Below are 25,496 nucleotides of genomic sequence, written 5' to 3'. Positions count from 1 at the left end.
ACCCCCGAGCGTGTCACGTCCGGCGGCGATCAGTGCCCCGCCGGGGGTCAGAACCGCAGGCGGCGCAGGTAGCGGTAGCCGACGGCGGCGGTCTGCTGCGGCGTTACATCAGGGGTGTCGTTCTCCACGATGTACTCCATCACCTGGTGCCCCCGGAAGATCCGCGCGAAGTCGATCATCCCGGTGCCCAGGTCGGCCATGTCGCCGGTGGCCGGGTCGCGATCCTTGACGTGGTACTGCAACACCCGCTGTGGCGCCGAGCGGATCACGTCGAGCGTGAAGCCCTCCGGGTCGTCGACGCCCTCGCCGGAGGTGATGCCGCCGGTGACCGCCCAGTAGATGTCGATCTCCAGGTGGACCAGGCGCGGGTCGAGTTCCTCGGTCAGCACGTCCCACGGTCGGCGCCCGTTGCCGAAGTCGATGGTGAACTCGTGCGCGTGGTTGTGGTAGCCGTACCGCAGGCCCGCCTTGCGCGCGACGGTGGCCTCGACGTTCATCTGCTCCGCCCAGCGCTTCCAGTCGTCCTCGCGGTCGGAGTTCAGGTACGGCACCACCATGAACCGCTGGCCCAGCGTCCGGGCGTTCGCGATCTTCTGGTCCAGCGCGGCGGCGTCGGCGGCGATGCCGTCGTGGCTGGAACTGGCCTTGATGCCGATGCCGTCCAGGAAACGGCGCAGCTCCCGCGCGGTACGGCCGAAGTAGCCGAGCGCCAGCTCGACCCGGGGGTAGCCGATGCGGGCCAGGTGCGCCAGCGTCGCGTCGTAGCCGGGCGAGCCGTTGAGCGCGTCGCGGACGGTCCAGAGCTGGAGGCTGATCAGTTCCTTCGGCACCGGGCGCCGGCCGTGGTGGTGCCCGCCGCCGGCCTGGGCGGCAGTCGCGCCGAGCCCGGTGGCGAGCCCGATTCCGGCCAATGCCGCCAGGGAGCCGCGCAGCAGGTCGCGCCGGTCCAGCGACTGCCGCAGCGCGGCCTGTCCGTCGAATCCGTAGCACATCGTCGTACTCCTTCGTCGCCTGTGCGCCGACGCTACAAAAGCCATGTCCATATGTCTATGGCTTTCGGTGCTACGTATCCAACTTTCGATCTGGATAGCAGAAAGTTGGCGCTGCGCGTCGCCGGTGCCGCGTGGCAGGCTCAGGACGTGGCCGCATACGACGTCGCTCTCGTCCTGCTCGTCGACCCGACCGGCGCGATCCTCATGCAGCACCGCGACGGCAACACCTCGGTGTCGCCGTACCAGTGGAGCCTGCCCGGCGGCAGCATCGAGCCCGGCGAGACACCGGAGCAGGCCGCCCGGCGCGAGCTACGCGAGGAGACCGGCCTGACCGCCGGTGACCTGCACCTGCTGTGGAGCGGCCCCCGCCCGCACGAGGACGGCTTTCCGCACACCGTCACCGTGTACGTGTTCCGCGGCGCCACCGACGCCCGGCAGGAGGACGTGGTGCTCGGCGAGGGACAGGCGATGGTGTTCGTGCCCCGCGACCAGGTGCTCGACCGCGAGCTGGCGGTGAGCGCCGCGAAGGTGCTGCCGCTGCACCTCGCGGAGACCGCCTAACGCCCGGTCAGCGCCCCGGCCAGCACGCCGGCGAACCGGGGGAGCAGCTCGTCGTCCGGCAGATGATCCGGGTTGATCTCGGTGACCGACAACCCGGCGAATCGCGGGCTCGCCACCAGCTCCGCCAGCGTCGCCGCCGCCTCGTCCAGGCTGAGCCCGAACGGCTCCGGCACGTCCGCCAGCGGCGCGTCCACGAAACTCAGCACGTCCACGTCGAAGTGCACCACGAACCGGTCGGCCGCGCCCTCGGCAACCGACCGGGCCCGGCGCGCCGCCGCCCGCGCGTCGGCGTGCACCTCGTCGGCCGGCACGTACGCCAGCCCCAGCTCCGCCACCAGTTCCCGCTCGTGGTCACCGCGGGGCAGCGAGTCCCCGTACACCACCACCCGCTCCGGCGACAGCAGCGGCACCGCCGGCCCGACACCGGCCACCTCGGGCAGCGTCCCCGGCAGGCCCAGCATGTGCGCCAGTCCCATCGCGTCCAGGTTGCCGTTCGCGCGGGTCACCGGCGTGTAGAGATCCGGGCCGCCGTCCACGTACACCAGCGCGGGCGACAGCCCGGCCCGCGCGCAACCGGCGACCAGGCCGACGGTCACCGTGCAGTCGCCGCCGAGCACCAGCGGCGCGCGCCCCCGGCCCAGCGCCGCCGCGACCCGGTCGGCCACCGCCGAGGCGACGGCGGCCACCGCGCTCGCGTTCTGACCCCTGGGGTACGCCGGATCCGGCCGCCACCGGAAGCCCGGCACGTCACCGGCGTCCTCGACGTCGGCGCCCAGCCGGTCGAGCAGGCCCGCGGCGCGCAGGGCGGCGGGTGCGCGCTCGACGCCGGGAGTGTGGGCACCGGCGCTCGACGGCGCCCCGACGACCGTCCACTGACGATGATCCATCGCCCCACCCTAACCGCGTGTTTCAGCGCAGCACGAGCAGATCGAGGGCGTCGACGACCGGGCCGTCGACCGTCCTTGCTGCCTCCCGCAACCGGTCGACGCCGGCGGCGTACTCCGCATCGGTGATGAGCTGAAGCGGCGTGTGCGCCTCCCGGCGCAGGCCGGCCGCCGCCTCCCGCAGCGAGGATGCGGTGACCTGCGGGACCGCCTCGACCGCCGCGGTGGCGAAGCCGGCGGCGGCGAATGCGGCCCCGACGTCGGCGATGCTCGGGTACGTGTCCAGCACGCGGATCGCCTCCGGGAAGTAGTCGAACAGCGTGATCGCCTCGTGCCGTCCGGCGAACGCGGATCGGACGAGTACCGGGGCCCCGGGCCGCAGCACCCGGCGCAGCTCGCGTGCCGTCGCGGCCAGGTCGGGGACGTGGTGGATGACTGTGGACAGCCACGCGCCGTCGACGCTGCCGTCGGCCAGGGGGATGTGCTCGGCGTCGCCTGCTAAGAGCGGCGCGAACGCGCACCGGGCGCGCATCGCCGCCGAAGGCTCGACGGCGACGACCTCGATGCCGGGGAACCAGTCGGTGAACGCGCGCGCCCAGCTGCCGGTCCCGGCACCGAGGTCGAGCAGTCGCGTGCCGGGGCGCGGGGTGAGGTGGCGGGCGACGGCGGCCCGCCAAGCCGTGAGACCGTCGTCGGTGAGGTGCCGGGTCGCGGCGAACGCCTCGGCGTCGGCGTCGTGGTACGCGATGCGGGCCATACGCGAAAGCCAACTCCCCGGCGGGCCGCTGAGGCAAGACACTGTGGCGGATCTGGCTCGGCTTCGGAGAGGGGTAGGGGTGCGGTATCGGATCCACTTCGAGGCCGGGCTGCCGGCGGATGCCGTGCGTGCGTTCCTGCTGACGGAGTACGGCGTCGCGCCGGAGAGCGTGTACGTCGGGCGGGTCGAGGACCGGGCCGTCGACGACCCACGGCCGGTGGCGATGCTCACCCCGCCCGACGAGGACGAGGGCTTCGGCTGGATCCTCACCGGCGATACCGAACTGGCCGACGCCACCGGCCACGGCGAGCGCGATCTCGCGGTCACCCTCGCCCGCGAGTTCGGCGTACGGGCGCTCGTCGACGACGGCGGCATCCATCCTGACCGGTGGCTGCTGGTGAGCGCCGACGGCAGCAGCGGCCGGGTGCTGACCGACCCCGACGCCGCCGCCGACGGGGACCTGCGGATCGTGCACGCGCTCGAACCGATCAGCGGGGAGCCGCAGCTCGCCGTCGTACCGCCGCCGGACTGGGCCCGCGACTGGTGACCCGGCGGGTCCACCGTCCGGTCGCGTACCCGCTGCCACCCGTGCGGCGCCGCCGCCTGGCGCCGGTCGCGGCGACGACTGGCGCGGGCACCGCCGTCCACTGGACGGGCAGGCCGTGGCCGGGTGACGGATCGGGTTGCGGGGGACGGATGGTGCCGTGTTCCTCGGCGAGCCGGACGGCGTTGTCGAGGAGGTGCCCGGCCGAGGCGACCCGGCCGTAGTGGGCCGCGGTGAGCGCGAGCGTGACAGCGTCGCCGACGCGCCGGCACGGCGGGCAGCCGGTGTGGAGGACGCACCGGCGAAGCGGAAGGGCGCGCTCGTGCAGGGCAGCGGGGAGCAGGCTCAGGGCGTGGCGGAACTCGTCGGGTCGCATCGTTCCTCCTGGGTGGTCGAAGGCGCGGCGGCAGGCAGGGGTGACCGGCCCGGCGGGCGCGCGGTGCGCCGGGCGGTCGGATCCGGAAGCGGTGCCGGTCAGGCGGGCGGGATGGCGACGACCTCGACGTCGACGCCCTCCGTGCGCAGCGTCTTCACCGCCTGGTAGAGCGCGACCTGCGCGAACGTGAACAGCGATTCCACGGTGACGGTGCGGCCGGCACTCAGGGCGATGGCGTAGACCACGGTGCGCGGGCGGAAGTCCTCGGGCAGGTCCGGCCCGCCCGGCTGCGCGCGCACCAGGTCGCGGAACCGGTTACGGGCCTGCTTGTCGTAGCGCAACGCGTCGAACGACGTGACGCCCTGCGCGAAGAGGTGACTGAGCGGCGAGCTGCCCGATGCCCGCTTGACGTGGATCAGCTCACCGTTCGGTCCGAGCAGGTCGCACGCCTCGATCCCCCGGGGATGCTGCCGGGTGCGGAGGAGCTTCTTGTCCAGCAGCACCAGGCCCGGATGCTTCTTTGCTGCCTCGCGGTTGTAGCAGTCCTCGTTCGCCAGATCCTCCGTCCACGGCGGCAACACGACGCTGGACAGCCGGTTCAGGATGCGAGCCACCTCCTGGCGCAGGAACTCGCGGTGGCGGTCGCCGATCTCGTACCACTGACCCTCGTGCAGCAGCATGTGGCTGCCGCCGACGGCGACCTCGGCGGTTATCCACCGGGACACCGGCGTCGATGCCATCTCCTCGGTACCGGCGGCGTCGGCGTAGAGCGTCAGCGTCCCGTTGCGCAGCCCGGGCCACCGGTCACCGTCCAGGGCACGGGCGGTGTGCGACAGGATGGTCGACAGGTCCAGGTCCGTGGTCAGGGTCGGGCGTCGCCCGGATCGGGGCACGCGAACCCGGTACGAGGCGACGTGCTCGACGTCGGCCACCAGGCTGCCCGGCACCGCGACGCCGAGATCCGGAGGGTCGGGCAGGCCGAGCCGCCGGTCGAGAACCTCGATCAGCGCCGGGTGCCGGGAGTCGTTGGGGCGCAGAGGCCGGATCTGCTCGATGAACTCCAGGTCGGCGAGCGGCGACTCCTGCCGGCACACCCGGTCGATCTCCCGCAGATCGGCGAGCAGCCGCTCGGGGGAGACGCCGAGAGGGATGCGCAGCGCGTCGCTGCCCTCGACCTTCACCGCACCGCGTGCCCGCTGGCACGCCGTCAGGTTCGGGTTGTCGACGCGGCCGGACACCTGGCCGACGATCTCCCCCCACTTGTCGATGCCGTACCTCCAGATGGGCTGGCCACCCGGAACCAGGCTCCGGTCCACCCGGCCGCTGGCACCCACCACCCGGCGGCGCACCTGGCGGATGTCGGCGGGCTGAAGCGTCCGCACGGCGAAGGAGACTCCGAACGTCGGGTCCACCTTCTCCAGCTCGATCATGAACCGGCCCAGGGTGCCGAAGGTCAGGGCGTACGCCCGGTCGTCCACCCCAAGCAGCAGGGCGCCGCCACCGCTGCTGTAGCCGATGGTCACGTCACTGCCGACCAGGCCGGACAGGACGCCACACCACTCGGCCCGGTCACGCGGCGCGCTGCCGTGCACCAGCAGCGCCGGTGCGTCGAGGACCCGGTGCGGGGTGGGCTCGAAGCCGTGCCGCCGCAGGTAGTCCACATTGAGCGCGGAACGTATGCCGTCTTCGGTGGCCGGAACAGTGAGTCGGTAGACCGTCATCGGGTAGGTGCCGGACAGCGGCTGCCCGTCGTCGGCCAGCGGTGAGTTGTCCGGGTTGTTCGCACTGCGCATGTCGATCTCCTCGCGTAGGGAATCGGGTTGGCGGTGGTGCGGCGGGGTGGCGCCGGAGGGCGGGGTTCGCGGATCCCGCCCCGGCCGGCGCAGGTCAGGTCAGCTCAGGGAGACGGTCACGCCGCCGGAGAACGGCGAGTCGTGCAGCTCCAGGCGAGTGAGCTTGACGTTCTTCGGGATGTCGAAGACGACCACGCCGGTGACCTGGTTGCCGGGGTTGATGTCGTTGAGGAACGTCTCGGCGTTCTTGTTGGCGTAGATGGCGGCCGAGCCGTCGGCGGAATACTCGGTGCCGTTGGCGGCGTACGCCTTCTGGCTGCTGCCGTCGAACATCTGCGACTCCTTGCCGATGTTCTTCACATTAAGCGTGACCAGGCAGAACTGGCCCTGCGCCTTGGCGCCGAACGCCGACGAGCCGACCTTGCTGACGCCGCACTTGGCGGACTTGACGGTGAACTCGAACTTGCCGTCGCGGGCCGGCTGGCCGATCTTCGCGGTCTTCGGCTTGTCGTCGCTCTTGCCGGCGTCCGCCTTGCCGCCGTCGGTGTCTCCGGCGGCCGCCTCGGTGCCGGACTCCGCCTTGCTGCCGGTGGTCTCGTCGGTAGTGCCGGCACCGCAGCCCAGGGCGACGAGGGCGCCGGCGATCAGGGCGAGCGTGGTGGTCTTGCGCATCGGTTTCCTCCTGCTGTGAACGTGGCGGCGTCAATGAGAGCATCATCTGTGAACGCTGTCAACAAGCATCATGCTTGACAGGTGTGACACACTCCGAACGTGCAGGAGACACCGACAATCACCGCAGCGGAGATCGCCCGACTCGCCGGTGTCGGCCGGGCCGCCGTCAGCAACTGGCGCAAACGACACGGGGACTTCCCCGAGCCGGTCGGCGGCAGCGCCACCAGTCCCGAGTTCGACTTGGCGCAGGTCGAGCAATGGCTGCACGCCCAGGGCAAGCTTCCGGAACTCGCCACCGCCGACCGGCTCTGGCGGCACCTCGCCGCAGCCGGTCCCTCACCGGCCGCCGGGCTCGCCGCCGTCGGTGCCCGGCTGCTCGCCTGGCAACGCGGCCAGCGCCCCACCCGCCCGGCAGACCCGCAGCTCAAGGCGCTAGCACCGGACATCGACGCGCTCGCCGACGAACTCGGCCCACAGGGCGCCTTCGACGCGCTCTGGCAGCGCTTCTCCGCACCCGGCCCGGCCCGCCCGCACGCCACCCCCGACGACGTTGCCGACCTGATGGCTGGGCTCGCCGCCGTAGCCGGCGGCTCCGTCCTCGACCCCGCCGCCGGCACCGGCGCCACCCTGCGCGCCGCCGTCCGCGCCGGCTGCACCTCCGCGTACGGGCAGGAACTCGACCCCGACCTCGCCCGGCTCGCCGGACTGTGGCTGGCGCTGCGCGACGTACCGGGCGAGGTGAGCACCGGCGACTCGCTGCGCGCCGACGACTACTCCGGACGCACGTTCGACGCGGTCGTCTGCCACCCACCCTTCGGCGCCAGCAACTGGGGCGACGAGGAACTCGGCCACGACCCCCGCTGGATCGTCGGCACCACCCCACGTACCGAACCGGAGCTGGCCTGGGTCCAGCACGCGCTGGCCCACCTGCGGCCCGGCGGCCACGCCGTACTCCTGATGCCGCCCGCCGTGGCCGGCCGACGACCCGGCCGCCGCATCCGCGCCGAACTGCTGCGCCGCGGCGTGCTACGCGCCGTCATCGCGCTGCCGCCGGGGGCGGCCGCGCCGCACGGCGTACCCCTGCACCTGTGGGTGCTGCGCCGCCCACCAGCCGACGCGCCGCCACCGGCGCGGACGCTGCTCGTCGACGCCGTCACCGGCGACCACACCCGCATCCTCGACACCTGGCGGTTCTTCGCCAACGACGGCGAGATCGACGAGCCCGGTTACGCCCGCGCCGTCCCGGTCATCGAACTGCTCGACGAGGAGATCGACCTCACCCCCGCACGTCGCCAGCCCGCCGTCGCGGGCGAGGCGACAGGCGAACATCTGGTACGCACACGCGAGCGCCTCGCCGCCATCGTCGCCGACCTACCCACGTTGATGCCGCAGGTCACGCCCGCAGCCGACGAGGGTCAGGGAGAGTTCCTCACGGTCGGCGAGCTGGTCCGGGCCGGCGCGTTGCAGCTTCTGGGGCCAATCCGAGGCGCTGCCTCCGGCGAAGACGGTGGGCCGGCCGGTGACGGGAGGCCAGTGCTGACCGTGCCGGACGTGCTCGGCGGTGGCGAGCCCTCGGGCCGCGACGACGGGCGGCTCGGGCAGGAGATCGCCCTGGCCGCCGGGGACGTGGTGGTGCCGATGATCGCGCGGCAGCTCACCGCGCTGGTGGTGACGGCGGAGGGCGCGCTGTTGGGGCGCAACCTGTATCTGTTGCGGCCCAATCCCGCCGCGTTGGTTTCATGGTTCCTGGCCGGCCAACTTCGGACGTCGACGAACGAGCGGCAGGCGTCGAGCTTGTCGGGGACGCTGCGGTTCGACGTGCGGCGGGCGCAGGTGCGGCGGGTGTCGCGCGAGGAACAGGAGCGGTACGGGGAGGCGTTCCGGCGGTTGGACGCGTTCGAGTCGGCGCTGCGGCAGGCGGCGACGCTTGGGGCGGAACTGGTGCAGCTCACCGCCGACGGGCTGGCCCGTGGCGCGGTCTGCCCCACGGATGGGCCAAGGTGATTCCCCGGCGGACATTCCTTCGGTCAGATATCCGACGCGGGGGCGGCGCTCTGGTGACAGATGCGGAAGCCTGCGGGCCGGTGGCCCGCCGTGCATCCTCCGCCTGAGACGACACGCTGACGCTCGGTTGATCGTTTCGGCCGAGTGGGCGACTACAACGATGCAGGACGGCAGTGATACTGCTTGTCTTAAGGCAATCGAAAGGAAACTGGTGAGCACCAAGCACCAAGAGTTGGCCAACTTCATCTGGTCCGTGGCCGACCTGCTCCGCGGTGACTACAAGCAGTCCGAGTACGGACGAGTGGTCCTACCGTTGACAGTGTTGCGACGGCTGGATTGCGTGCTGGAGCCGACGAAGGACGCGGTGCTCGCCCGGCACCAGCAGCTCAAGGACGCCGGCGTGCAGAACGTGGACCCGGTGCTGCGGAGGGCAGCTGGGCTGTCGTTCTACAACACGAGCGAGATGTCGTTCCGCAAGCTGCTCGGCGACCAGGACCACGTCGCCCTCAACCTGCGCGCCTACATCGGCGGCTTCTCTCCGGGTGCTGTCGACGTGCTGGACAAGTACGGCTTCGACACCCAGATCAGCCGCCTCGCCGAGGCCGGGTTGCTCTACCAGGTGGTCGCGAAGTTCGCCGACATCGACCTGCACCCGGACGTGGTGTCCAACCACCAGATGGGTTATGTCTTCGAGGAGTTGATCCGTCGCTTCTCGGAAATCAGCAACGAGACCGCCGGTGAGCACTTCACGCCGCGCGAGGTCATCCGGCTGATGGTCAACCTGCTGCTGGCTCCCGACGAGGACGACCTCGTCACCCCCGGCATCGTCCGGAAGATCTACGACCCGGCCTGCGGCACCGGCGGCATGCTCACCGAGGCGCAGGAGCACATCCAGGCCCACAACCCGCACGCCACCGTCGAGGTCTACGGGCAGGAGCTCAACGGCGAGACGTACGCGATCTGCCGCTCCGACATGATGCTCAAGGGCGGCGACCCGACGAAGATCGCCTTCGGGAACTCGTTCAACCAGGACGGCCACGAGGGCGAACGATTCGACTACATGCTCGCCAATCCGCCGTTCGGCGTGGAGTGGAAGAAGGTCGAGAAGTTCGTCAAGGACGAGGCGGCCCGCGGCCACGCCGGCCGGTTCGGCGCCGGGCTGCCCCGGATCAACGACGGCTCGCTGCTCTTCCTTCAGCACATGATCTCGAAGATGAAGCGCCCCGAGGACGGCGGCAGCCGCCTCGCCATCGTCTTCAACGGCTCGCCGCTGTTCACCGGCGCTGCTGGGTCGGGGGAGTCGGAGATCCGCCGCTGGATCCTGGAGAACGACCTCCTGGAGGGCATCGTCGCGCTGCCCGACCAGCTCTTCTACAACACCGGCATCTCCACGTACTTCTGGATCCTCACCAACCGCAAGGCGCCGGCTCGTCGTCGGAAGGTCGTGCTGCTCGACGGCCGCGACTACTGGACGAAGATGCGCAAGAGCCTCGGCGACAAGCGCAAGATGCTCACCGACGAGCACATTACCGAGCTGACGAAGGCGTACGTGAACGCGCTGGCCATCGCGGACGATTCGGAGCACCCGCAGCACGCCAAGGTGAAGGTCTTCAAGACCACCGACTTCGGCTACCAGCGGATCACCGTCGAGCGCCCGCTGCGGTTGCGCTTCGAGGTCACCGAGGAGACGGTCGCGCTTCTCGCGGAGGCGAAGGCGGTCCTCAAGTACGCCGAGCGGGAGACGCTCCTGGCGACGGCGAAGTCGCTGATCGGTACGTCGTCAGCGACGCGCGCCGAGTTCGCAATGAAGCTGAACGGGCTGGGGAAGCTGCCGGCAGCGGTGGAGAAGGCGGTGTGGGAGGCGTTCTCGGTCAGCGACCCGGAAGGCGAGGTGCAGACCGACCGCAAAGGCAACCCGCTGCCGGACGCCGACCTGCGCGACAACGAGAACGTGCCCCTAGGTGAAGACATCCACGACTATCTCAAGCGAGAAGTGCTCCCGCACGTGCCGGACGCGTGGATGGATGAGTCCAAGACTAAGATTGGGTACGAGATTCCGTTCACCCGTCATTTCTACGTCTACCAGCCGCCTAGGCCTCTCGCTCAGATCGACGCCGAGATTAAGGCCTTGGAGGCTGAAATCCAATCCCTGCTCGGCGAGGTGGCAGGATGACTTGGTCGACAGTGCGGCTAGGCAGTGTGGTCGAAACGCTAGTGCCTCAGCGAGATAAGCCTGACCCACTAACGGGGGAGATCCCGTGGGTGCGGATCGAGGACTTTTCTGGCCGGGATCTTTCGGAATCGAAGTCGGGCCAAGGCGTAACTGCCGAACAAGTCAGAACTATGAATCTGCGGGTCTTTCCGCCTGGAACTGTGCTCTGCAGTTGTAGTTGCTCGATGGGGGCGACCGCAATTGCAACTGCGCCGCTTGTGAGCAACCAGACATTTATCGGTCTTGTTCCCCGGCGCGACATGGACTCTCGTTTTCTTTTTTACCTGATGGGGTCAATGCGGGAGGAGCTACAATCGCAGGCGACGGGGGCTATCCAGCAGTATCTGTCAAGAGACGATTTCCGTTCTCTTCGAGTGCCTCTTCCGCCGATTGGAGAGCAGCGGCGGATCGCCGACTTTCTCGATGCAGAGACGGGGCGCATCGACAAGGTGCGGGTGGCCCGAGGCCGGATGCACGAACTTCTGCGGCTCAAGCGCGAGGGAGTCATCGAACACTTCCTCGGCAACGAGGAACGCAGCGTTGATCTGGTGCCTCTCAAGCACCTTGTCGAGGCTGTGACGGTTGGGATCGTCGTTACCCCAGCCGCATGGTATGTAGACAGCGGTGGAGTGCCTGCGCTGCGCGGCGTCAACATCAAGCCGGGCAGGATCGATGCCAAAGACCTCGTCCGGATCAGCCAGGAGGGCCACCTTGTTCATCACAAGTCCCGGCTGAGGTCAGGTGATCTCGTTGTGGTGCGTACCGGTCAGGCAGGTGCTGCCGCTGTCGTAACCCCGGACTTTGATGGGGCCAACTGTGTTGACCTGGTGATCGTTCGGCCAGGGCCGTCGCTCATCCCAAGATTCGCCGAATACCTGTTGAACTCAAGCTACGCAAGGCGGCGAGTCGCGGAATTCGCGGTGGGAAGCATCCAGTCCCATTTCAATGTTGCTGCCATGAAGGCCATGCCGGTACCTCGCCACTCCCCGATGGATCAGCACCGAATTGTTGATGAGATCGATAAAGCCACTGAGCCCATCGACACAGCGGTGAGCCTGATGAGGAGGCAGGATCATCTACTGGCTGAGCGGCGACAGGCCCTAATCACGGCGGCAATCGCCGGACACATCGACGTGACGACGGCGCGGGGGGCGGACGTGTGAGTCAGGTCCATCTGGAACTGTCGTTCGAGACGGCTATCGCCGGGGCGCTGCTCGGCACCGGATGGCTGCGCGGTGTCGCCAGCAACTTCGACCGTCAGCTAGCGCTGGACACAGCCGAGTTGTTCGCATTCGTCGGTGCTACTCAGCCCGACGATTGGGCGAAACTGCTGGCGTACCACGGCAACGACCCGGACGTGGCGCAACGGCACTTCGCCCAACACCTGGCCAGACAGATTGATGAGCGCGGCCCGCTCGACGTCCTTCGCCGGGGGGTCAAGGACAAGGGCGTTCTGTTCCGGCTCGCCTACTTCAAGCCCGCCCACGCCATCACCGACGACGCGCTCACGCTCTACCGCGCCAACCGCCTCACCGTCACCCGACAGCTCGCGTACTCGACCAGCAACAACAACACCCTCGACCTGGTCCTGTTCGTCAACGGCATCCCCCTCGCCACCGCCGAGTTGAAGAACCCGCTCACCGGCCAGACCGTCGAGGACGCCAAGGAGCAGTACCGCAAGACCCGCGACCCGAAGGAACTGATCTTCGCCCGGCGTACCCTCGTGCACTTCGCGGTCGACCCCGACCTGGTCTTCGTCACGACGAAGCTGGCGAGGGAGAAGACCCGGTTCCTGCCGTTCAACACCGGGTCGAACGGGCCCGGCGTGTCCGGTGGGGCGGGCAACCCGCCGGCCACGGACAAGGGTTACCGCAGCTCCTATCTCTGGGAGCAGATCTGGCACCCCGACGTGTTCATGGACCTGGTGCGGCGGTTCCTGCACTACGACAAGGAAACCAAGGCGCTGATCTTCCCGCGTTACCACCAGTGGCACGCGGTCACCCGGCTCACCGACCATGCGGCCCGCCACGGGTCGGGCCACAACTACCTGGTCATGCACTCGGCCGGGTCGGGCAAGTCGAACACCATCGCCTGGCTGGCGCACCGGCTGTCCAGCCTGCACACCGCGCCCGACATCACAAAGGACGGCCTGCGCCCCAACGAGCCGGTCTTCGACAAGGTCATCATCATCACTGACCGCGTGGTGCTGGACCGGCAGTTGCAGGACACGGTGTTCCAGTTCGAGCACGTGCCCGGCGTGGTGCAGCGGATCGACAAGGATTCCGCGCAACTCGCCGCCGCGCTTCAGGGTGAGACGGCCAAGGTCGTCATCACCACGATGCAGAAGTTCCCCTACGTGCTCAACCAGGTGCAGGGCCTGAAGGGGAAGCGCTTCGCGGTCATCGTCGACGAGGCGCACTCGTCGCAGTCCGGCGACTCGGCCGCCGCGCTGAAGAAGGTGCTGCTCAAGCTCGGCAGCGACGACGTGGACGAGTCGGGTGACCTGCTCACGGCCTCGGCGCTGGCCCGTGGCCGGCACGAGACGCTGTCGTACTTCGCGTTCACCGCCACCCCGAAGCCGAAGACGCTCGAACTGTTCGGCACGCCGCACCCGGTCACCGGCAACCCGCAACCGTTCCACACGTACTCGATGCGGCAGGCCATCGACGAGGGGTTCATCCTCGACGTGCTGCGCAACTACCTGACCTACAAGTCGTACTGGAAGCTGGCCAACGCCAACCCCGACGACCCGGAGGTCGACCCGAAGAAGGCCGGCGCCCAGCTCGCCCGCTTCGCCAGCCTGCACCCCACGATGCAGGCCCAGAAGGCGGAGATCATCGTCGAGCACTTCCGCAAGCACACCGCGCCGCGCCTCGGCGGGCGAGCGAAGGCCATGGTGGTCACCGGCTCCCGCGAGGCCGCCGTCCGTCTGCACACCGCCATCAAGAAGTACGTCGAGATGCAGGGCTATGTCGGCTGCGACTCCCTCGTGGCGTTCTCCGGTGATCTGGAGGTCGACGGCGTCGAGCACACCGAGGCGCGGATCAACGGCTTCGGCGAGGGCGAGCTTCCCGGCAAGTTCGGCTACACCGCCGCCGCCGACAAGTACGCCGGCACGCCGAAGGCCAAGCAGGACACCGAGTACAAGATCCTGGTCGTGGCTGAGAAGTACCAGACCGGCTTCGACCAGCCGCTGCTCACCACCATGTACGTCGACAAGCTGCTCAAGAACGTCGCCGCGGTGCAGACCCTGTCGCGGCTCAACCGCACCCACCCGCTCAAGAGCCAGGGTGACGTGTTCGTCCTCGACTTCGTCAACGAGGCCGGCGACATCGCCGAGCAGTTCAAGCCGTACTTCGAAACCGCCGCCACCACCCCCACCGACCCGAATCTGCTCTACACCGCGCAGAACACGGTCACGGGCTACCCGGTCCTCGTCGACTCGGAGATGCAGGCGTACGCCGAGGCGCTGCTGGAGGCGGAGCGGAAGGCGACCACGGAGACCGGTCTCCAGCGGGCCCACGCCGCCCTCTACCGCTTCACCGAGCCGGCCGTCCAGCGCTTCAACGCCCTGGCCGCCGACGACCCGGAGGCCGCGGACGGCTTCCGGTCCGCGCTGCGCGACTACACCCGGATGTACGCGTTCCTCAGCCAGGTGGTGCCCTACCACGACGAGGAGCTGGAGCGGCTCTACCTGTACGGACGGGCGCTGCTCAACCGGCTCCCGCGTCGGCAGGACCCGTCCGTCGACATCGGTGAGGTGCAGTTGACCCACCTGCGGGTCAGCAAGACCGGTGAGCACGACGCCTCGCTGACCCCCGAGGGGGAACAGATGCTGCCCGGCTTCGTCGGCGGTGGCGCCGGCTCGCAACACGACCCGGAGAAGGTCGCGCTCTCGGATCTGATCGACGCGTTCAACGACCGGTTCGGCATCGGCCTGGGGGAGGCGGACAAGGTCTGGGTCGAGCAGCAGATCGTCGCCCTGGCCGAGGACGGCACGCTGGAAGCCGCAGCGCTCGTCAACGACGAGAGCAACTTCGGCGTCGTCTGCGACAAGCGGATCGAGGACGTGATCCTGTCCCGCCACGACGACAACGGCAAGCTGATGCAGCGCTACCTCGACGACGAGAGCCTGCGCTCGCAGCTCAACCAGTTCGCACGCCGGCAGGCGTACCAGATGATCCGCCGCCGCAAGGGCATCGCCTGAGCCTTCGCACCTCGCTGAGAGGAGGACGGTTGTCCCCGTCCGAGCCCACCTTCCACCTCTGGATCGCGGTGGACGAGTCCCGGGTCATGACCGCGCTCACCCCGCTGCAAGTGACCCGCTCGCCACGTCGTCACGAGTGGGGCAGCATCACCGACCTGCGGGCGGTCCCGACTGCCCCGGAGTCGTCCAAGGTTCCCGGCGTCGTCGTGCTCTGCACTATCGCGGTGCTCGTCTCCGCCGTGCTCTGCTTGTCAGGTGCTCCACTGCTGGTCATCCTGTTTCTGGTCGCGCTCTTGCTTGGCCTCGGGCTCGCCGGCATCACGGCGACGAAGCCGCCACCTCAGATCGAGGCGCCCGACCAGGCGGCCTTTTCGGCCCTGCACCACACCCTGACCGAGGCCGAGGACCGGGAAGACTTCCTCGACCTGGTGCAGTTGGCGGAGCGAGTCGGACGGGCGCTGCCCGAGGTGGACCGCGTGATGGATGCGGCAGAGGGCGGGCAGATCCTGGCGCAGGCGCTCTGGGAGGCGAGCGACGTGCTCAGCCGCCGGCAGCAGTTGCGTACTCAGATGGGGCGCCGGCAGCCTAGCCCGGCGGAGGACTCGACGAGCAGCGTGGGGAAGGCGCTGACCGAACAGCGGCAGCGCGTGACAACGCTGTGGGACGAGACGGCGGCGGAACTGACCCGGGTGCGTAACGCGCTCGAACTCGCTGCCGTGGCGGCCGAGAACGCGGCGCACGATCCCGGTGCGGACGACGCGGTCCGGGAGGCTTATCAGGAGTTGCTCGACATCTATGGGGAGCGGTACTAGCCGACGACTCGTTGGTGTCGTCTGACAGGGCTGCCGGGGGAGAAGGATGCACGCACAGGAACGAGTCGCGGATCGATACGAACTGACGTATCCGATCGGTCACGGCGGTATGGGGGAGGTGTGGGCGGGTTTCGACGAGAAGCTCGACCGGCCCGTCGCCATCAAGTTCCTGCGTAAGCTCGCCGTGTCCGAAGGCGACCGTGACACCGCTGTCGACCGGTTCATCCGTGAGGCACGGGTGACCGCCCGCCTGGACCACCCCGGCGTGCCGAGCGTGCACGACGTCGGCCACCATGGCGACGACCTCTACATCGTCATGCAGCTCGTGCCGGGCGTGCTTCTGTCCGATCTGATCGCCGAACGCGGCTGGCTCGCCGTGCCGTGGGCGGCCGCCATCGGCACACAGATCTGCTCGGTACTGGCGGTGGCGCATGCCGCCTCACTCGTGCACCGTGACCTGAAGCCGCAGAACGTCATGGTGACCCCCAGCGGCGCCGTCAAAGTCCTGGACTTCGGGGTGGCCGCTCTGCTCGGACCGGACGTGCCCCGGCTGACCGCCACCGGCCACACGCTGGGCACGCCCACATACATGGCTCCCGAGCAGGCGCTGAACAGTGCCGTGGGCCCGCGCACCGACCTCTACGCGCTCGGTTGCGTGTTGTTCGAGCTGCTCACCGGTCAGCCGCCGTACCGGGCCGACAACCCGCTCGGCATGCTGCACCGACACTTGAACGACCCTGTCCCGTCGGTGCAGGAGCACCGCGCGGGCGTGCCGGACGTCCTGGTGCACCTCCTCGTACGGCTGCTCGCCAAGGACCCGCAGCACCGGCCCGAGTCGGCGGCCGAGGTCTACGAGCTGCTGGCGCCGTTCGGAGCGGTCGATGCCGAGAAGGCAGCCGACGCGGCCCCGACGGTGGCGGACGGGCAGCGGGTCGACCCGACAATGCCGTACCGGTATCCGTTCGGGCCGCTGCCGCCCCGCTCCCCGCTGCCGCCGACGCGCGTCGACATCGTCCGTCCACGAGCAGCGGCAGAGATTGTCGAGCCGCCGTCGCTCGACCAGCTCGCCGAGGTGGAGGAGCGGGCCTGGGAGCTTGCCGAGGAAGAGCGGTTCACCCAGGCCGCCGAGCTGCTCGAATCGGTGTTGCGGCCGATCAGCGGCGGGCATGCGGCCAGGCAACCGCGGATCTTGGAGCTGCGGCTCAACCTGGCGAACCTGTACGTCCTGGCCGGGGCGTTCCGGCAAGCACTTCCGGAGTTTCAGCGGCTCGTCGTCGATCTCGCCAAGCGGCCCGTGCCGGACGAGGAGTTGATCTGGCAGTGTCGGCAGCAGGCGGCGAGCTGCCAGGCGGAGCTGGGCGAGGCGACCGAGGCGTTGAGAGAACTGCGGGCGCTTCTCGCCGAGGAACAGCAGGTGATGCGGCCGGACTCGCCGGAACTCTTTCCCTTGCGGCAGCAGATCGCCATGCTTATCGCTGGCCTGGGTGACGTTCCCGAGGCGCGGCATCAACTGGAGGGACTGCGGCGCGACATCGGCGCGCTCCACGGATCAGGGTCTGCGCCGGCATCTGAGATTCAAGCGCTATTGAACCACCTGCATCGGCTGGGGGAAGAGACGCCCGGATCGACGGGCCGGACTTCGTCCGGGGCAACACAGCGTGAAAGATGAGGAGCATGTTCGAACTGGAAGACGCCATCAAGCAATGCCTTGACCGGTCGGCGCGCTTCCGGCGCCAACACCAGCGCATCGGTGAGCAGAACACCAAGGCCGGACTCATCGAGCCGATCATCGGCGCACTGGGCTGGGACCTTTTCGACGTCGACGAGGTCCATCGTGAGTATCGGCGCCGTGGCGCGGACAACCCCGTGGACTACGCTCTCCTGCTGCTGCGCACCCCACGCCTGTTCATCGAGGCCAAAGGGCTCGGTGAGAATCTCGACGATCCGCGCTGGGCCAACCAGACCATCAGTTATGCCACCGTCGCGGGTGTGGAGTGGGTTGCCCTGACGGATGGGGCGGAATGGCGCGTCTACAACGCCCACGCTCCGGTCCCCATCGAGCACAAGCTCTTTCGCGCGGTGCGGCTCGAGGAGGACCTCGAGGGCGCTGTCGAGCTGCTCTCCTTGCTCAGCAAGGAGAACATGCGCGACAACCGCATCGAAGAGTTGTGGAAGGGCTACTTCGTCGACCGGCAGGTACATGCGGAGCTGCGAAAACTGTTCGAGGCAGGAGAGCCTGCACCCGAGATGGTGGCGATGCTCGATCGCCGGCTCGGCCGACTTACGCGGGATGAGGTGCGATCCAGCCTCGTCAGAGTGCGCGCTAGCTTCGATTTCCCGTCGTCCGCCGCGTCTGCCACCGGCAGTGGCACCGGTCCGGCGGTGGTGGCCCGTGCGGCAATGCCGCCAGCAGCCGCGCCTCCTGTATTGCCGACCCCGCGGCCTCCTCGATCGCAACCACCTGGGTCCGCGACCCGTCGTACCGCCAAGCGACCGGTTTCGGATGCGGAGCGCGCAATCAAGCTTGTCGACCTGATCAGGGCTGGCCGACTGCGTCCCGGTACCGAACTGTATGCGAAATACCTCGGCAAACAGTATGTTGCCGAGTTGCTCGCCGATGGCACCATCCGGTACGGCAACCGTACTCATGCGTCCCCCAGCGCCGCCGGTGAGGCGGTGAAGATTGATGTGTACGGACCAGAGATCAGTGCCACACGTAGGGCAACCGACGGGCTGGACTTCTGGTCCGCCGAGGATGCCCGAGCCGGTGATGTGGTGGCGCTCAAGGAGATTCGGCGGCGCGTGGCGATCGGAAGTGGGGCATGAGACGTCCACTGTCTCTCGTCGAAGTCCTTGCGGTCCTGGACAGTCCTCGCTCGGTACCCGAGCTTCAAGCGTACTTCGGGCTCGGAGGTGCGACGCCTCGTACCGGTAGCCAGTTCGAGCGGCTCGGTGGCGGTGGGGACCGCCCGGATTCTTGTAACGTCATCACCGCCGACGACCTGATAGCGATCGAGTTGCTCAGCGTGCGGGTGCCCCCTCAGACGGCCCTCGACCTGCTGCAGGGGCAGCTTGGCCGGGAGCTGTCGGCTCACCTGGCCGGGATCCCGACCGACGTCGACCTGAGCGATGAGGGTGCCCTTGCCTTCGTTGACGATGGAAGCCACGCCGACCGAGCATGGCGTCTTCTCAAAAGGGCCGACGGTATCGGCTGGGTGATTGCAGGAAAGCTGCTGGCGCGAAAGCGCCCCGCGCTGGTGCCCGTTTACGACGAAATCGTCTCCTGCGCGTTCGGGACCCGCAAGAAATTCTGGCGCTGGCTGCACGGCCGTCTTCGCGAGGACAGTGGCATGCTCGTTGGGCGCCTCGCGGAACTGCAGGCTCAGGCGAGGTTGCCGCAGAAGGTATCGCGCCTGCGCACCCTCGACGTGGTGTTCTGGATGCGGCACCGAAGCGAGCACACGGCATACCGATGCCCTGGTCTACGGCCGCAAGATGTCGGCCAGAGCCGGTAGCGCGCTAGTGCCCGAATCTGATGACTACACCCTGACGCCCGCCTCAGGCCGACCTGTCGCTTCTCATCGTGGCCACGAACGCGGCCCAGGCAGCCGGCTCGAAGCTCAATAGCGGGCCGCCGAGGTCTTTGGAATCCCGTACCGCGACCATGCCGGGGAGGTTGGTGGCGACCTCGACGCAGTTGCCGCCGTTGTCGCCGCTGCGGGTGCTCTTGCGCCAGGCGGCGCCGGTCAGGTCAGTCATGGCGTATCTCTCCGATGACCCTCTTGATCATGTCTCTCGATTCTGCCTCACTCAACGCCAGCGCATCCAGCCCGGTCCAGGCGTTTTCATAGGCGCGCAACTCGTCTGGCTTGTCCAGGTAGAGCGCTCCCGTGAGGGACTCGCTGTAGACGACGGACGGCTCGGGGGCTCGACCTCCCTTGCTGGTAGGAAAGTCGAGGATGACGAACGAGCCGGCGACTGACCCCGGGTGAGGACCGGCCGCGAAGGGCACGACGTGCAGGGAAACATTCGGTAGTTCGGAGCATTCGAGCAAACGGGTGAGCTGGCCGGTCATGACCCCTGGTCCATGAACCGTCCTCCGGAGTACCGCCTCGGACAACACTGTGTCCAAGCGTGGGGGCTGCGGCAGCCTGCGGGTTAGGAGACTCTGCCGCTGGAGTCGCACCTCGACCGCGCGCTCGCGTTCTTCAACGCTGAGTCGGCTGCCGGGCTGGTAGAGGCCCAGAGCATAGGCGCGAGTCTGAAGCAAGCCGGGGATCAAATTGTCGCCGTATTCCCGGAGGTGGGCGGCGGCGGATTCCAGGCCGACGTACAGCTCGAACCAGCTCGGCACCGCGTCCCCGTACGCGTGCCACCACCCCTTCGACTTCGTCTCGGCCGCGAGCCCTCGCATCGCCTCGGTCATCTCCGCGGACACGCCGTACAGCTCGCACATCGCCTTGACGTCCAGCACCCGCACCGACCCGAGGCCGCACTCGATGCGCCAGATCTTCTGCCGGCTGTACTCCAGCGCCTCGGCGGCGGCGTCGAGGGTCACGCCGGCCTCGTTGCGGAACTGGCGCAGCAGTCGGCCGAGCTGTCGGCGCGGCACGGTCGAACCGATGTCTTCCGCCATCCGGGCACTCCCTGGTTCCATCCGGCAACAACGAGTGACATTGCTCTGCAACGTCTACTCGTTCCCACGAAATAAGTCAATGCACAACCTGGAAAGTCGTGCTTGGAACGTTGCGCATCCACTGCGCACTGTCACAGGATGGCTACCGGCACGGCGGCCTGGCGATCTCTACGGCCGGCCGCTGTGCCTGTCGATCGGTGATCCGTTGAGCAGCCCTGGTGCCGTACCGCTGAACGGAGCTGCGGTGTCAGGGCGGGGTGGGCCCGCCGGCGCGGGACGGGCAGGCGGCCCACCCCATCCACGACAGGGAGGACAGGTTGATGAGCGTCCGTAACGATGGGCCGGGGCGGGGCAGCGGGACGACCGCGTACCCCTCACTGCTGCCGTGGCAGGTGCGCGAGCGCCGCTTCCCGCCCGCCCGGTTCGGGCGCCGCGGCCTCGACCCCGATGCGGTGTACGCCTACCTCGGCCGGGTCGCCGGCGACATGGCCTCGCTCCACGCCGAGATCACCAGGCACCGCCAGGAGACCCTGCGGATCAAGGTGGCGCTCCGCCGCTGGCAGTCCGAGCAGGCGCGGCAGGCGAACGGCGAGCGCCGGTGACCGGGCGCTGGGTCATCCACCTGCCGGTGACCGCCGCCGACCTGCCCGCCGCGCAGCGCCTGGCCCGCGTCGTGGCACGGTGGACCGGGGTGCTGCCGCAGGCCGACCCGGGTGAGACGACCGTGTCGGCCGAGGACGACCAGAACGTACGCCATCGGGTTTTCTGCGACCTGCTCATGCCCGGCGGCCGGCGGTGCCTGCTCCGCGCCGATCACGACGGCCCCTGCTCCCGCCGCGTCCATCGCTGACGTGCTCAGCAGGGAGGTGGTCGCGTTGGTGCGAGGGGCCCGCGCGGACACCGATCGTCCTCGATCGAGGGTCAGCATCGCGAGCGTGCGCAACGTAGGGTGGGCTTCGGACGTCTCCCCGTAACCGGAGTGCATCTTGAGCCTCAAGTACTACCTCTATCTGTCGCATCTCAAGATCGGGCTCCTTGCGGCACAGGTAGCCTCCTCCGCGCAACACGAGACCGAACTCGCCGTGGACCTGAAGGTCGTCCGCTACAGCCGCAAGGCGGTCCTGCCCGAGCGCCACGACCTCGACAAGCTGGAGAAGGTGATCCGGCACCTGCAGGACGCCGACCAGATCGGCGCCGCTTACGAGGAGCGCCCCTACGTCCAGGCCTGCCTGGAGATGCGCTGGCAGGTCTTCCCCACCGCCGGCATCGTGGTCTTCGCGGGGACGCTCGACGACCAGGTCATCGTCCTCGGCGGGTCGGCGTCGCACGTGGTCGGTGGCGGTGACGCCGAACCGGTCGGATCGGTCCCGCCGTACCTGTTCCGCAAGCTCCAGGAACTGCGAGCCGACCCGGGCGAGTTCGACGACGAGCGTTTCCACGAGACCCTGTCGCAGATCGGGGCGGGGCTCCCCGGTCCCGCGCAACGGGTCGAGTTCGTCGCCAAGCGGCTGGCCGAGAAGTCAGGGGCGAACGGCGTGCTGCTGGGCAGCCCGATCTACGTGGCACTCGTCGACTAGGGCCTCGGCGTGGACGCGGGGCAGGTCATCCGGTGGCGGCCGGGGGAGACCGTCCTCGACACGTTCCGCATCGAGGAGGTGGTCGAGACGGGCGGAATGGGATTCGTCTACCGCGCCCATCACCTCGCCTGGGGCGTCGACCTGGCGGTGAAGACGCCGCGCCCCGACCTTGCAGCGGCGCCCGGGATCCTCGATCTGCTCGCTCAGGAGGCGCAGGCCTGGACCGAACTGGACCCGCACCCGAACGTGGTGGGCTGCAACTACGTGCAGCGCGTCGGGGCGTACCCGGTGGTCTTCGCCGAATGGGTCGCGGGCGGCGACCTGACCGCGGCGGTGCGGGACGGGCGGTGCCGCGATCTCCCGCGGGCCCTGGACGTCGCGATCCAGATGCTGCGCGGCATCGGCCACGCGCACGCGGCAGGTCTGGTGCATCAGGACATCAAGCCCTCAAACGTCATGTACGACGGTGAGACCGCACGGGTGACCGACTTCGGAACGGCCAAGGCGAAAGCGTCCGTGTCGCACAGCGCAGACGGTGGCGCCGAGACCTCGTACGCGACGCTCGGCGGATTCACACCGCAGTACTGCTCCCCGGAGCAGGTCGACCCGGACGGAAGGATCGGCCGGACCAGCGACATGTGGTCCTGGGCGCTGACGGTGATCGAGCTGCTGCACGGGCGCCGGCTCTGGAAGTGGGGACACGACGGTGCGGATGCGCTGGCGTCGCTACGCGGCGATCTCCCGCGGCCGCTGCGCGACCTCCTGTCCGGCTGCCTGGTGCGCGACCCCCGGTCGAGGATCGGCGACACCGCCGAGGCGGAGGCCGTCCTGCTGAGCGTCTACGCGGACTGCGCGTCTGGTCCCTACCCGCACCCCGACCGGGTGTCGCCGTCTCTCAAGGCCGACGGCTTGTCCAACAAGGCGCTGTCCCTGTGGGACCTCGGCGACCAACGCCGGGCGATCGAGATGTTCGAGCGGGCCAAGGAGATCGACCCGCACAACGTCCGCGCGGTCTACAACCACGGGCTCCTCAAATGGGCCGACGGCCTGGTCACCGACGAGATCCTCCTGTCGGAACTGCGCGCCACTGGCGACTCCTGGGAGGCGGACTACCTGGCCGCGATGGTGCACATGGAACGCGGCGACGGCGTCCTCGCGGCCCGGCACCTGGCTGAGGCGGACCGCAAGCATCCGTATTCTCCGGAGATCGCGGCCGCGCGGGAGCGCTGCGCCCGGCTGGAGCCGAGGGGCACGCTCGAGGTGTTCGGGCAGATGTCCGGCCAGGTCGTCGCGATGGCCTGCGATCACGACGCGACACACGTGGTGGTGGCCGAGAGGTCAGGGCGGGTGCGGGTCTGGGACGCGTTCGCGGGCCGGGTGGTCGCGGAACTCGCCGCCTCCGGCCCGGCTCCCGTCGACGTCGCGATCGACCACGCCGGAGCGCGGGTCCTCGTCTGCTACCAGGATTCCCGCGTCGAGCGGTGGCTGCTCGCCGACGGCACGGCCCACCTCGAAGGCCGGCTGGACGGAGGAACAGCCGTGGCACTCAGCCCCGAGGGTGGCTTCGCGGCTGTGGGCACGGCCGACGGCCGCGTCCTCGTCTTCCGCACCGGCGCGTGGGAGCCGGTCGCCCACATCTGGCCCCACGACGGCACTGTCACCCGGGTAATCCTCGGCCCGGACGCCGAGGTGTGCGTCTCCGCCTCACTGGGCCGTCGCGGCTCCGCCGTCGACCACCGGGTGGAGCAGTGGTGGCCCCTGCGGGACACGAGGATGCGGGGCCTGCACATACCCGCCGACGAGATGGACGGCGGCGGCCAGAAAGTCGCCCTGGCGCCGGACGGGTCGACCGTCCTGAGGATCGGCTACCAGTCCCTGACCATGGTGGACATGCGGGTCTGGGACGAACCGCGACGGTGGGAGATCCCCTGGCTGACCGGATACCGCATGCTCGGCGTCTCCGGCCGGGCCGGCTGGGCCCTGCTCGACCCCGGGACCGGCGACCTTCAGGTCCTCGAACTCGCCATCCGTCGATGCGTCCGCACCTTCCCGAAGGACTGGGCGCGGGGTTCGCGTCGCGTCGCGACGGCGTTCAGCGGGGACTGCGGCTACGCCGTCATCGCCGAATCGGACGGCTACAGTGGCCAGACTTCGCTCTCCCGACTCCCCATGCCGCTCAGCGGACACCTCGCACCCTGGTCGTACGCGCCGCCCCGCCCGGTCGGTGCCCTCGCGCGCGACGAGCGGGCGTTCGACCAGGTCATGGAACGCGTCGAGGCGATGATCGCGGCCGGAGAGGATCGGCGCGCGGCAGACGCGATCCGCGAGGCGCGTGCCGTTCCCGGCCACGAACGGCACCCGCGGCTACGCCGGGCCTCCGGGGCAGTGGGCCGGAACCTGCGGCGCACCGGACTTACCGGCATCTGGCTGGAGCAGGAGCTGTCCGATGCCATGCTCGCCCGTGGCGCCTTCGACATCGGCGCCTCCGGCCGCTTGTTCGCCTTCCCGGCCAACATCGACGAGGTCGAGATCTTCGACCTGGAGACGCTGGAGAAGGCAGGCGGGGTCACCGAGCGGCGGAACCCCGCCACCAGCCTGTCCTTCGCCAGAGGCGGCCGGGACGTGATCATCGGCTACTCGGACGGATCGGTGGCCTGCCACGACACCAGGACGTTCCAGCCCCGGTTCAAGGTGGCCGGCGCCCTGCCCCGCGACGACGGGAACACCACGCTCGACATCTCGGGCGACCTGCTGGCGGTCGGCTTCGGCCATGGATTGGCGACGGTGTGGTCGCTGGAGGCGGCTGCCTGCGTCGCGACGGTCCGCACCGGACCCGGCACGATCGTCGGCGTCACGGCCGATGAGGCGTCCCGCTCGATCGCCGTGCAGCTGCGAACCCACGACGCGGCGACCGTGGAGGTCCGGTCGATGGACACCGGGAAGTCCGTGAAGACCTTCGCGGACGTCGATCCGCACACGGAGATCCGGTTCGCCTCCGGGATGCTGCTGCTGGCCGAGATGACCCGCCTGACCGCGTGGCGACCGGGTGACAGGCGCCCGTCGTACCGGCTCGACCGGGTCAAGCACAGCTCGTCGGCGGCGCTGGCCTTCACGGACTCCCGTCGGCTCGCCGTCATCGCCGGGCTGACCGGCTTCGTCGTGTGGGACGCCGCGAGCGGAGAGCTGGTGTTCGACGGGAGGGCTCTCGACGGCCCGGCCGGGAGCCTCTCCGGGGTCGAGGAGGTGGCGGTGTCGCCCGACGGGAGGTTCGCGGTGGCCGGAGACCCGGGAGAGCAGACCGTCGACGTCTGGGACCTGCGCGCCGGACGCCGGATCCGCTCACTGCACGGTCACCACGTCCGGGTCAACGCGATACGCGCCGACGACGCGTTCGGCACCGTCGTCACCGGCGACCACCAGGGCAATGTCCGCATCTGGGGCCTCGATTGGGACTACGGAGAGTGATCCG

The 25,496-nt window shown here is 69.2% G+C and carries 22 protein-coding genes; 14 read left to right on the top strand and 8 right to left on the bottom strand.

What is annotated here, in order from left to right; genetic code table 11:
* Window positions 1-47 precede the first annotated feature (47 nt).
* On the bottom strand, window positions 48-992 hold the full coding sequence (locus OC439_RS23275; RefSeq protein WP_262015289.1) for a sugar phosphate isomerase/epimerase family protein: 945 nt from the start codon (window positions 990-992) through the stop codon (window positions 48-50).
* A gap of 147 nt (window positions 993-1,139) precedes the next feature.
* Between OC439_RS23275 and OC439_RS23270 the strand changes: the two genes are divergently transcribed.
* Window positions 1,140-1,553 (top strand): NUDIX hydrolase, encoded by a 414-nt coding sequence (locus tag OC439_RS23270; RefSeq protein ID WP_262015288.1) that lies wholly within the window; start codon window positions 1,140-1,142, stop codon window positions 1,551-1,553.
* Here the strand turns inward: OC439_RS23270 and OC439_RS23265 are convergent.
* Window positions 1,550-2,440 (bottom strand): arginase family protein, encoded by an 891-nt coding sequence (locus tag OC439_RS23265; protein WP_262015287.1) that lies wholly within the window; start codon window positions 2,438-2,440, stop codon window positions 1,550-1,552. The two genes, OC439_RS23270 and OC439_RS23265, sit on opposite strands and share 4 nt — an antisense overlap.
* Before the next feature lie 22 nt (window positions 2,441-2,462).
* Entirely contained in the window at window positions 2,463-3,194 is a 732-nt protein-coding gene (locus tag OC439_RS23260) for a class I SAM-dependent methyltransferase (protein ID WP_262015286.1), read from the bottom strand.
* 79 nt (window positions 3,195-3,273) lie between these two features.
* Between OC439_RS23260 and OC439_RS23255 the strand changes: the two genes are divergently transcribed.
* Window positions 3,274-3,741, top strand: coding sequence for a hypothetical protein (locus tag OC439_RS23255; protein WP_262015285.1), 468 nt, complete (start codon window positions 3,274-3,276; stop codon window positions 3,739-3,741).
* Here the strand turns inward: OC439_RS23255 and OC439_RS23250 are convergent.
* The 3 genes from OC439_RS23250 to OC439_RS23240 all read right to left on the bottom strand — a co-directional run bounded on the left by OC439_RS23250 (window position 3,683) and on the right by OC439_RS23240 (window position 6,579).
* A complete protein-coding gene (locus tag OC439_RS23250) occupies window positions 3,683-4,114 on the bottom strand; it encodes a hypothetical protein (RefSeq protein ID WP_262015284.1) in 432 nt (143 codons plus the stop codon). The genes OC439_RS23255 and OC439_RS23250 overlap by 59 nt on opposite strands.
* 98 nt (window positions 4,115-4,212) lie before the next feature.
* The gene (locus OC439_RS23245) at window positions 4,213-5,907 is read right to left on the bottom strand and encodes a DUF6119 family protein (RefSeq protein ID WP_262015283.1); all 1,695 of its coding nucleotides are present in this window, start codon (window positions 5,905-5,907) and stop codon (window positions 4,213-4,215) included.
* A 99-nt stretch (window positions 5,908-6,006) separates the two neighbouring features.
* Entirely contained in the window at window positions 6,007-6,579 is a 573-nt protein-coding gene (locus tag OC439_RS23240) for a DUF4352 domain-containing protein (RefSeq protein ID WP_262015282.1), read from the bottom strand.
* Between the two features lie 99 nt (window positions 6,580-6,678).
* Between OC439_RS23240 and OC439_RS23235 the strand changes: the two genes are divergently transcribed.
* From OC439_RS23235 to OC439_RS23200, 8 genes are all read left to right on the top strand, one after another.
* On the top strand, window positions 6,679-8,583 hold the full coding sequence (locus OC439_RS23235; RefSeq protein WP_262015281.1) for an N-6 DNA methylase: 1,905 nt from the start codon (window positions 6,679-6,681) through the stop codon (window positions 8,581-8,583).
* Between the two features lie 211 nt (window positions 8,584-8,794).
* Window positions 8,795-10,756 (top strand): class I SAM-dependent DNA methyltransferase, encoded by a 1,962-nt coding sequence (locus OC439_RS23230; RefSeq protein WP_262015280.1) that lies wholly within the window; start codon window positions 8,795-8,797, stop codon window positions 10,754-10,756.
* Complete coding sequence (locus tag OC439_RS23225) at window positions 10,753-11,958, top strand: restriction endonuclease subunit S (RefSeq protein WP_262015279.1); 1,206 nt, start codon at window positions 10,753-10,755, stop codon at window positions 11,956-11,958. The genes OC439_RS23230 and OC439_RS23225 overlap by 4 nt, the downstream gene beginning before the upstream one ends.
* Window positions 11,955-15,002: a type I restriction endonuclease subunit R gene (locus OC439_RS23220; RefSeq protein WP_262015278.1), complete on the top strand. Its 3,048-nt coding sequence runs from the start codon at window positions 11,955-11,957 to the stop codon at window positions 15,000-15,002. The genes OC439_RS23225 and OC439_RS23220 overlap by 4 nt, the downstream gene beginning before the upstream one ends.
* Before the next feature lie 29 nt (window positions 15,003-15,031).
* Complete coding sequence (locus OC439_RS23215) at window positions 15,032-15,814, top strand: hypothetical protein (RefSeq protein ID WP_262015277.1); 783 nt, start codon at window positions 15,032-15,034, stop codon at window positions 15,812-15,814.
* Between the two features lie 46 nt (window positions 15,815-15,860).
* A complete protein-coding gene (locus OC439_RS23210; RefSeq protein WP_262015276.1) occupies window positions 15,861-17,483 on the top strand; it encodes a serine/threonine-protein kinase in 1,623 nt (540 codons plus the stop codon).
* A 5-nt stretch (window positions 17,484-17,488) separates the two neighbouring features.
* Entirely contained in the window at window positions 17,489-18,640 is a 1,152-nt protein-coding gene (locus tag OC439_RS23205) for a hypothetical protein (protein WP_262015275.1), read from the top strand.
* A complete protein-coding gene (locus tag OC439_RS23200) occupies window positions 18,637-19,329 on the top strand; it encodes a DUF6308 family protein (protein WP_262015274.1) in 693 nt (230 codons plus the stop codon). The genes OC439_RS23205 and OC439_RS23200 overlap by 4 nt, the downstream gene beginning before the upstream one ends.
* Before the next feature lie 43 nt (window positions 19,330-19,372).
* On the opposite strand, the gene OC439_RS23195 is transcribed toward OC439_RS23200, so the two are convergent.
* Window positions 19,373-19,573: a DUF397 domain-containing protein gene (locus OC439_RS23195; RefSeq protein ID WP_262015273.1), complete on the bottom strand. Its 201-nt coding sequence runs from the start codon at window positions 19,571-19,573 to the stop codon at window positions 19,373-19,375.
* Window positions 19,566-20,450 carry a helix-turn-helix domain-containing protein gene (locus OC439_RS23190; protein WP_262015272.1) on the bottom strand — a complete coding sequence of 295 codons (885 nt, stop codon included), beginning with the start codon at window positions 20,448-20,450 and terminating at the stop codon, window positions 19,566-19,568. The genes OC439_RS23195 and OC439_RS23190 overlap by 8 nt, the downstream gene beginning before the upstream one ends.
* Before the next feature lie 320 nt (window positions 20,451-20,770).
* On the opposite strand from OC439_RS23190, the gene OC439_RS23185 reads away from it, so the two are divergent.
* The 4 genes from OC439_RS23185 (at window position 20,771) to OC439_RS23170 (ending at window position 25,492) form a co-directional block, all read left to right on the top strand.
* Entirely contained in the window at window positions 20,771-21,052 is a 282-nt protein-coding gene (locus tag OC439_RS23185) for a DivIVA domain-containing protein (protein ID WP_073829583.1), read from the top strand.
* A complete protein-coding gene (locus tag OC439_RS23180) occupies window positions 21,049-21,300 on the top strand; it encodes a hypothetical protein (RefSeq protein ID WP_262015271.1) in 252 nt (83 codons plus the stop codon). The genes OC439_RS23185 and OC439_RS23180 overlap by 4 nt, the downstream gene beginning before the upstream one ends.
* A 136-nt stretch (window positions 21,301-21,436) precedes the next feature.
* Entirely contained in the window at window positions 21,437-22,027 is a 591-nt protein-coding gene (locus OC439_RS23175; protein ID WP_262015270.1) for a DUF7019 family protein, read from the top strand.
* Between the two features lie 9 nt (window positions 22,028-22,036).
* Complete coding sequence (locus OC439_RS23170) at window positions 22,037-25,492, top strand: protein kinase domain-containing protein (RefSeq protein WP_262015269.1); 3,456 nt, start codon at window positions 22,037-22,039, stop codon at window positions 25,490-25,492.
* Window positions 25,493-25,496: the final 4 nt, after the last annotated feature.

The organism is Micromonospora sp. Mcm103 (genome assembly GCF_024519755.1).
Taxonomy (GTDB): Bacteria; Actinomycetota; Actinomycetes; order Mycobacteriales; family Micromonosporaceae; genus Micromonospora; species Micromonospora aurantiaca.
This window is presented reverse-complemented; position numbering and strand designations above follow the sequence as displayed.

Bases quoted from the DNA above. Each gene is read 5' to 3' on its own strand.
- OC439_RS23275 (WP_262015289.1), bottom strand. From the start codon at position 992: ATGTGCTACGGATTCGACGGACAGGCCGCGCTGCGGCAGTCGCTGGAC.
- OC439_RS23265 (WP_262015287.1), bottom strand. From the start codon at position 2,440: ATGGATCATCGTCAGTGGACGGTCGTCGGGGCGCCGTCGAGCGCCGGT.
- OC439_RS23260 (WP_262015286.1), bottom strand. From the start codon at position 3,194: ATGGCCCGCATCGCGTACCACGACGCCGACGCCGAGGCGTTCGCCGCG.
- OC439_RS23250 (WP_262015284.1), bottom strand. From the start codon at position 4,114: ATGCGACCCGACGAGTTCCGCCACGCCCTGAGCCTGCTCCCCGCTGCC.
- OC439_RS23245 (WP_262015283.1), bottom strand. From the start codon at position 5,907: ATGCGCAGTGCGAACAACCCGGACAACTCACCGCTGGCCGACGACGGG.
- OC439_RS23240 (WP_262015282.1), bottom strand. From the start codon at position 6,579: ATGCGCAAGACCACCACGCTCGCCCTGATCGCCGGCGCCCTCGTCGCC.
- OC439_RS23225 (WP_262015279.1), top strand. From the start codon at position 10,753: ATGACTTGGTCGACAGTGCGGCTAGGCAGTGTGGTCGAAACGCTAGTG.
- OC439_RS23210 (WP_262015276.1), top strand. From the start codon at position 15,861: ATGCACGCACAGGAACGAGTCGCGGATCGATACGAACTGACGTATCCG.
- OC439_RS23205 (WP_262015275.1), top strand. From the start codon at position 17,489: ATGTTCGAACTGGAAGACGCCATCAAGCAATGCCTTGACCGGTCGGCG.
- OC439_RS23200 (WP_262015274.1), top strand. From the start codon at position 18,637: ATGAGACGTCCACTGTCTCTCGTCGAAGTCCTTGCGGTCCTGGACAGT.
- OC439_RS23195 (WP_262015273.1), bottom strand. From the start codon at position 19,573: ATGACTGACCTGACCGGCGCCGCCTGGCGCAAGAGCACCCGCAGCGGC.
- OC439_RS23190 (WP_262015272.1), bottom strand. From the start codon at position 20,450: ATGGCGGAAGACATCGGTTCGACCGTGCCGCGCCGACAGCTCGGCCGA.
- OC439_RS23185 (WP_073829583.1), top strand. From the start codon at position 20,771: ATGAGCGTCCGTAACGATGGGCCGGGGCGGGGCAGCGGGACGACCGCG.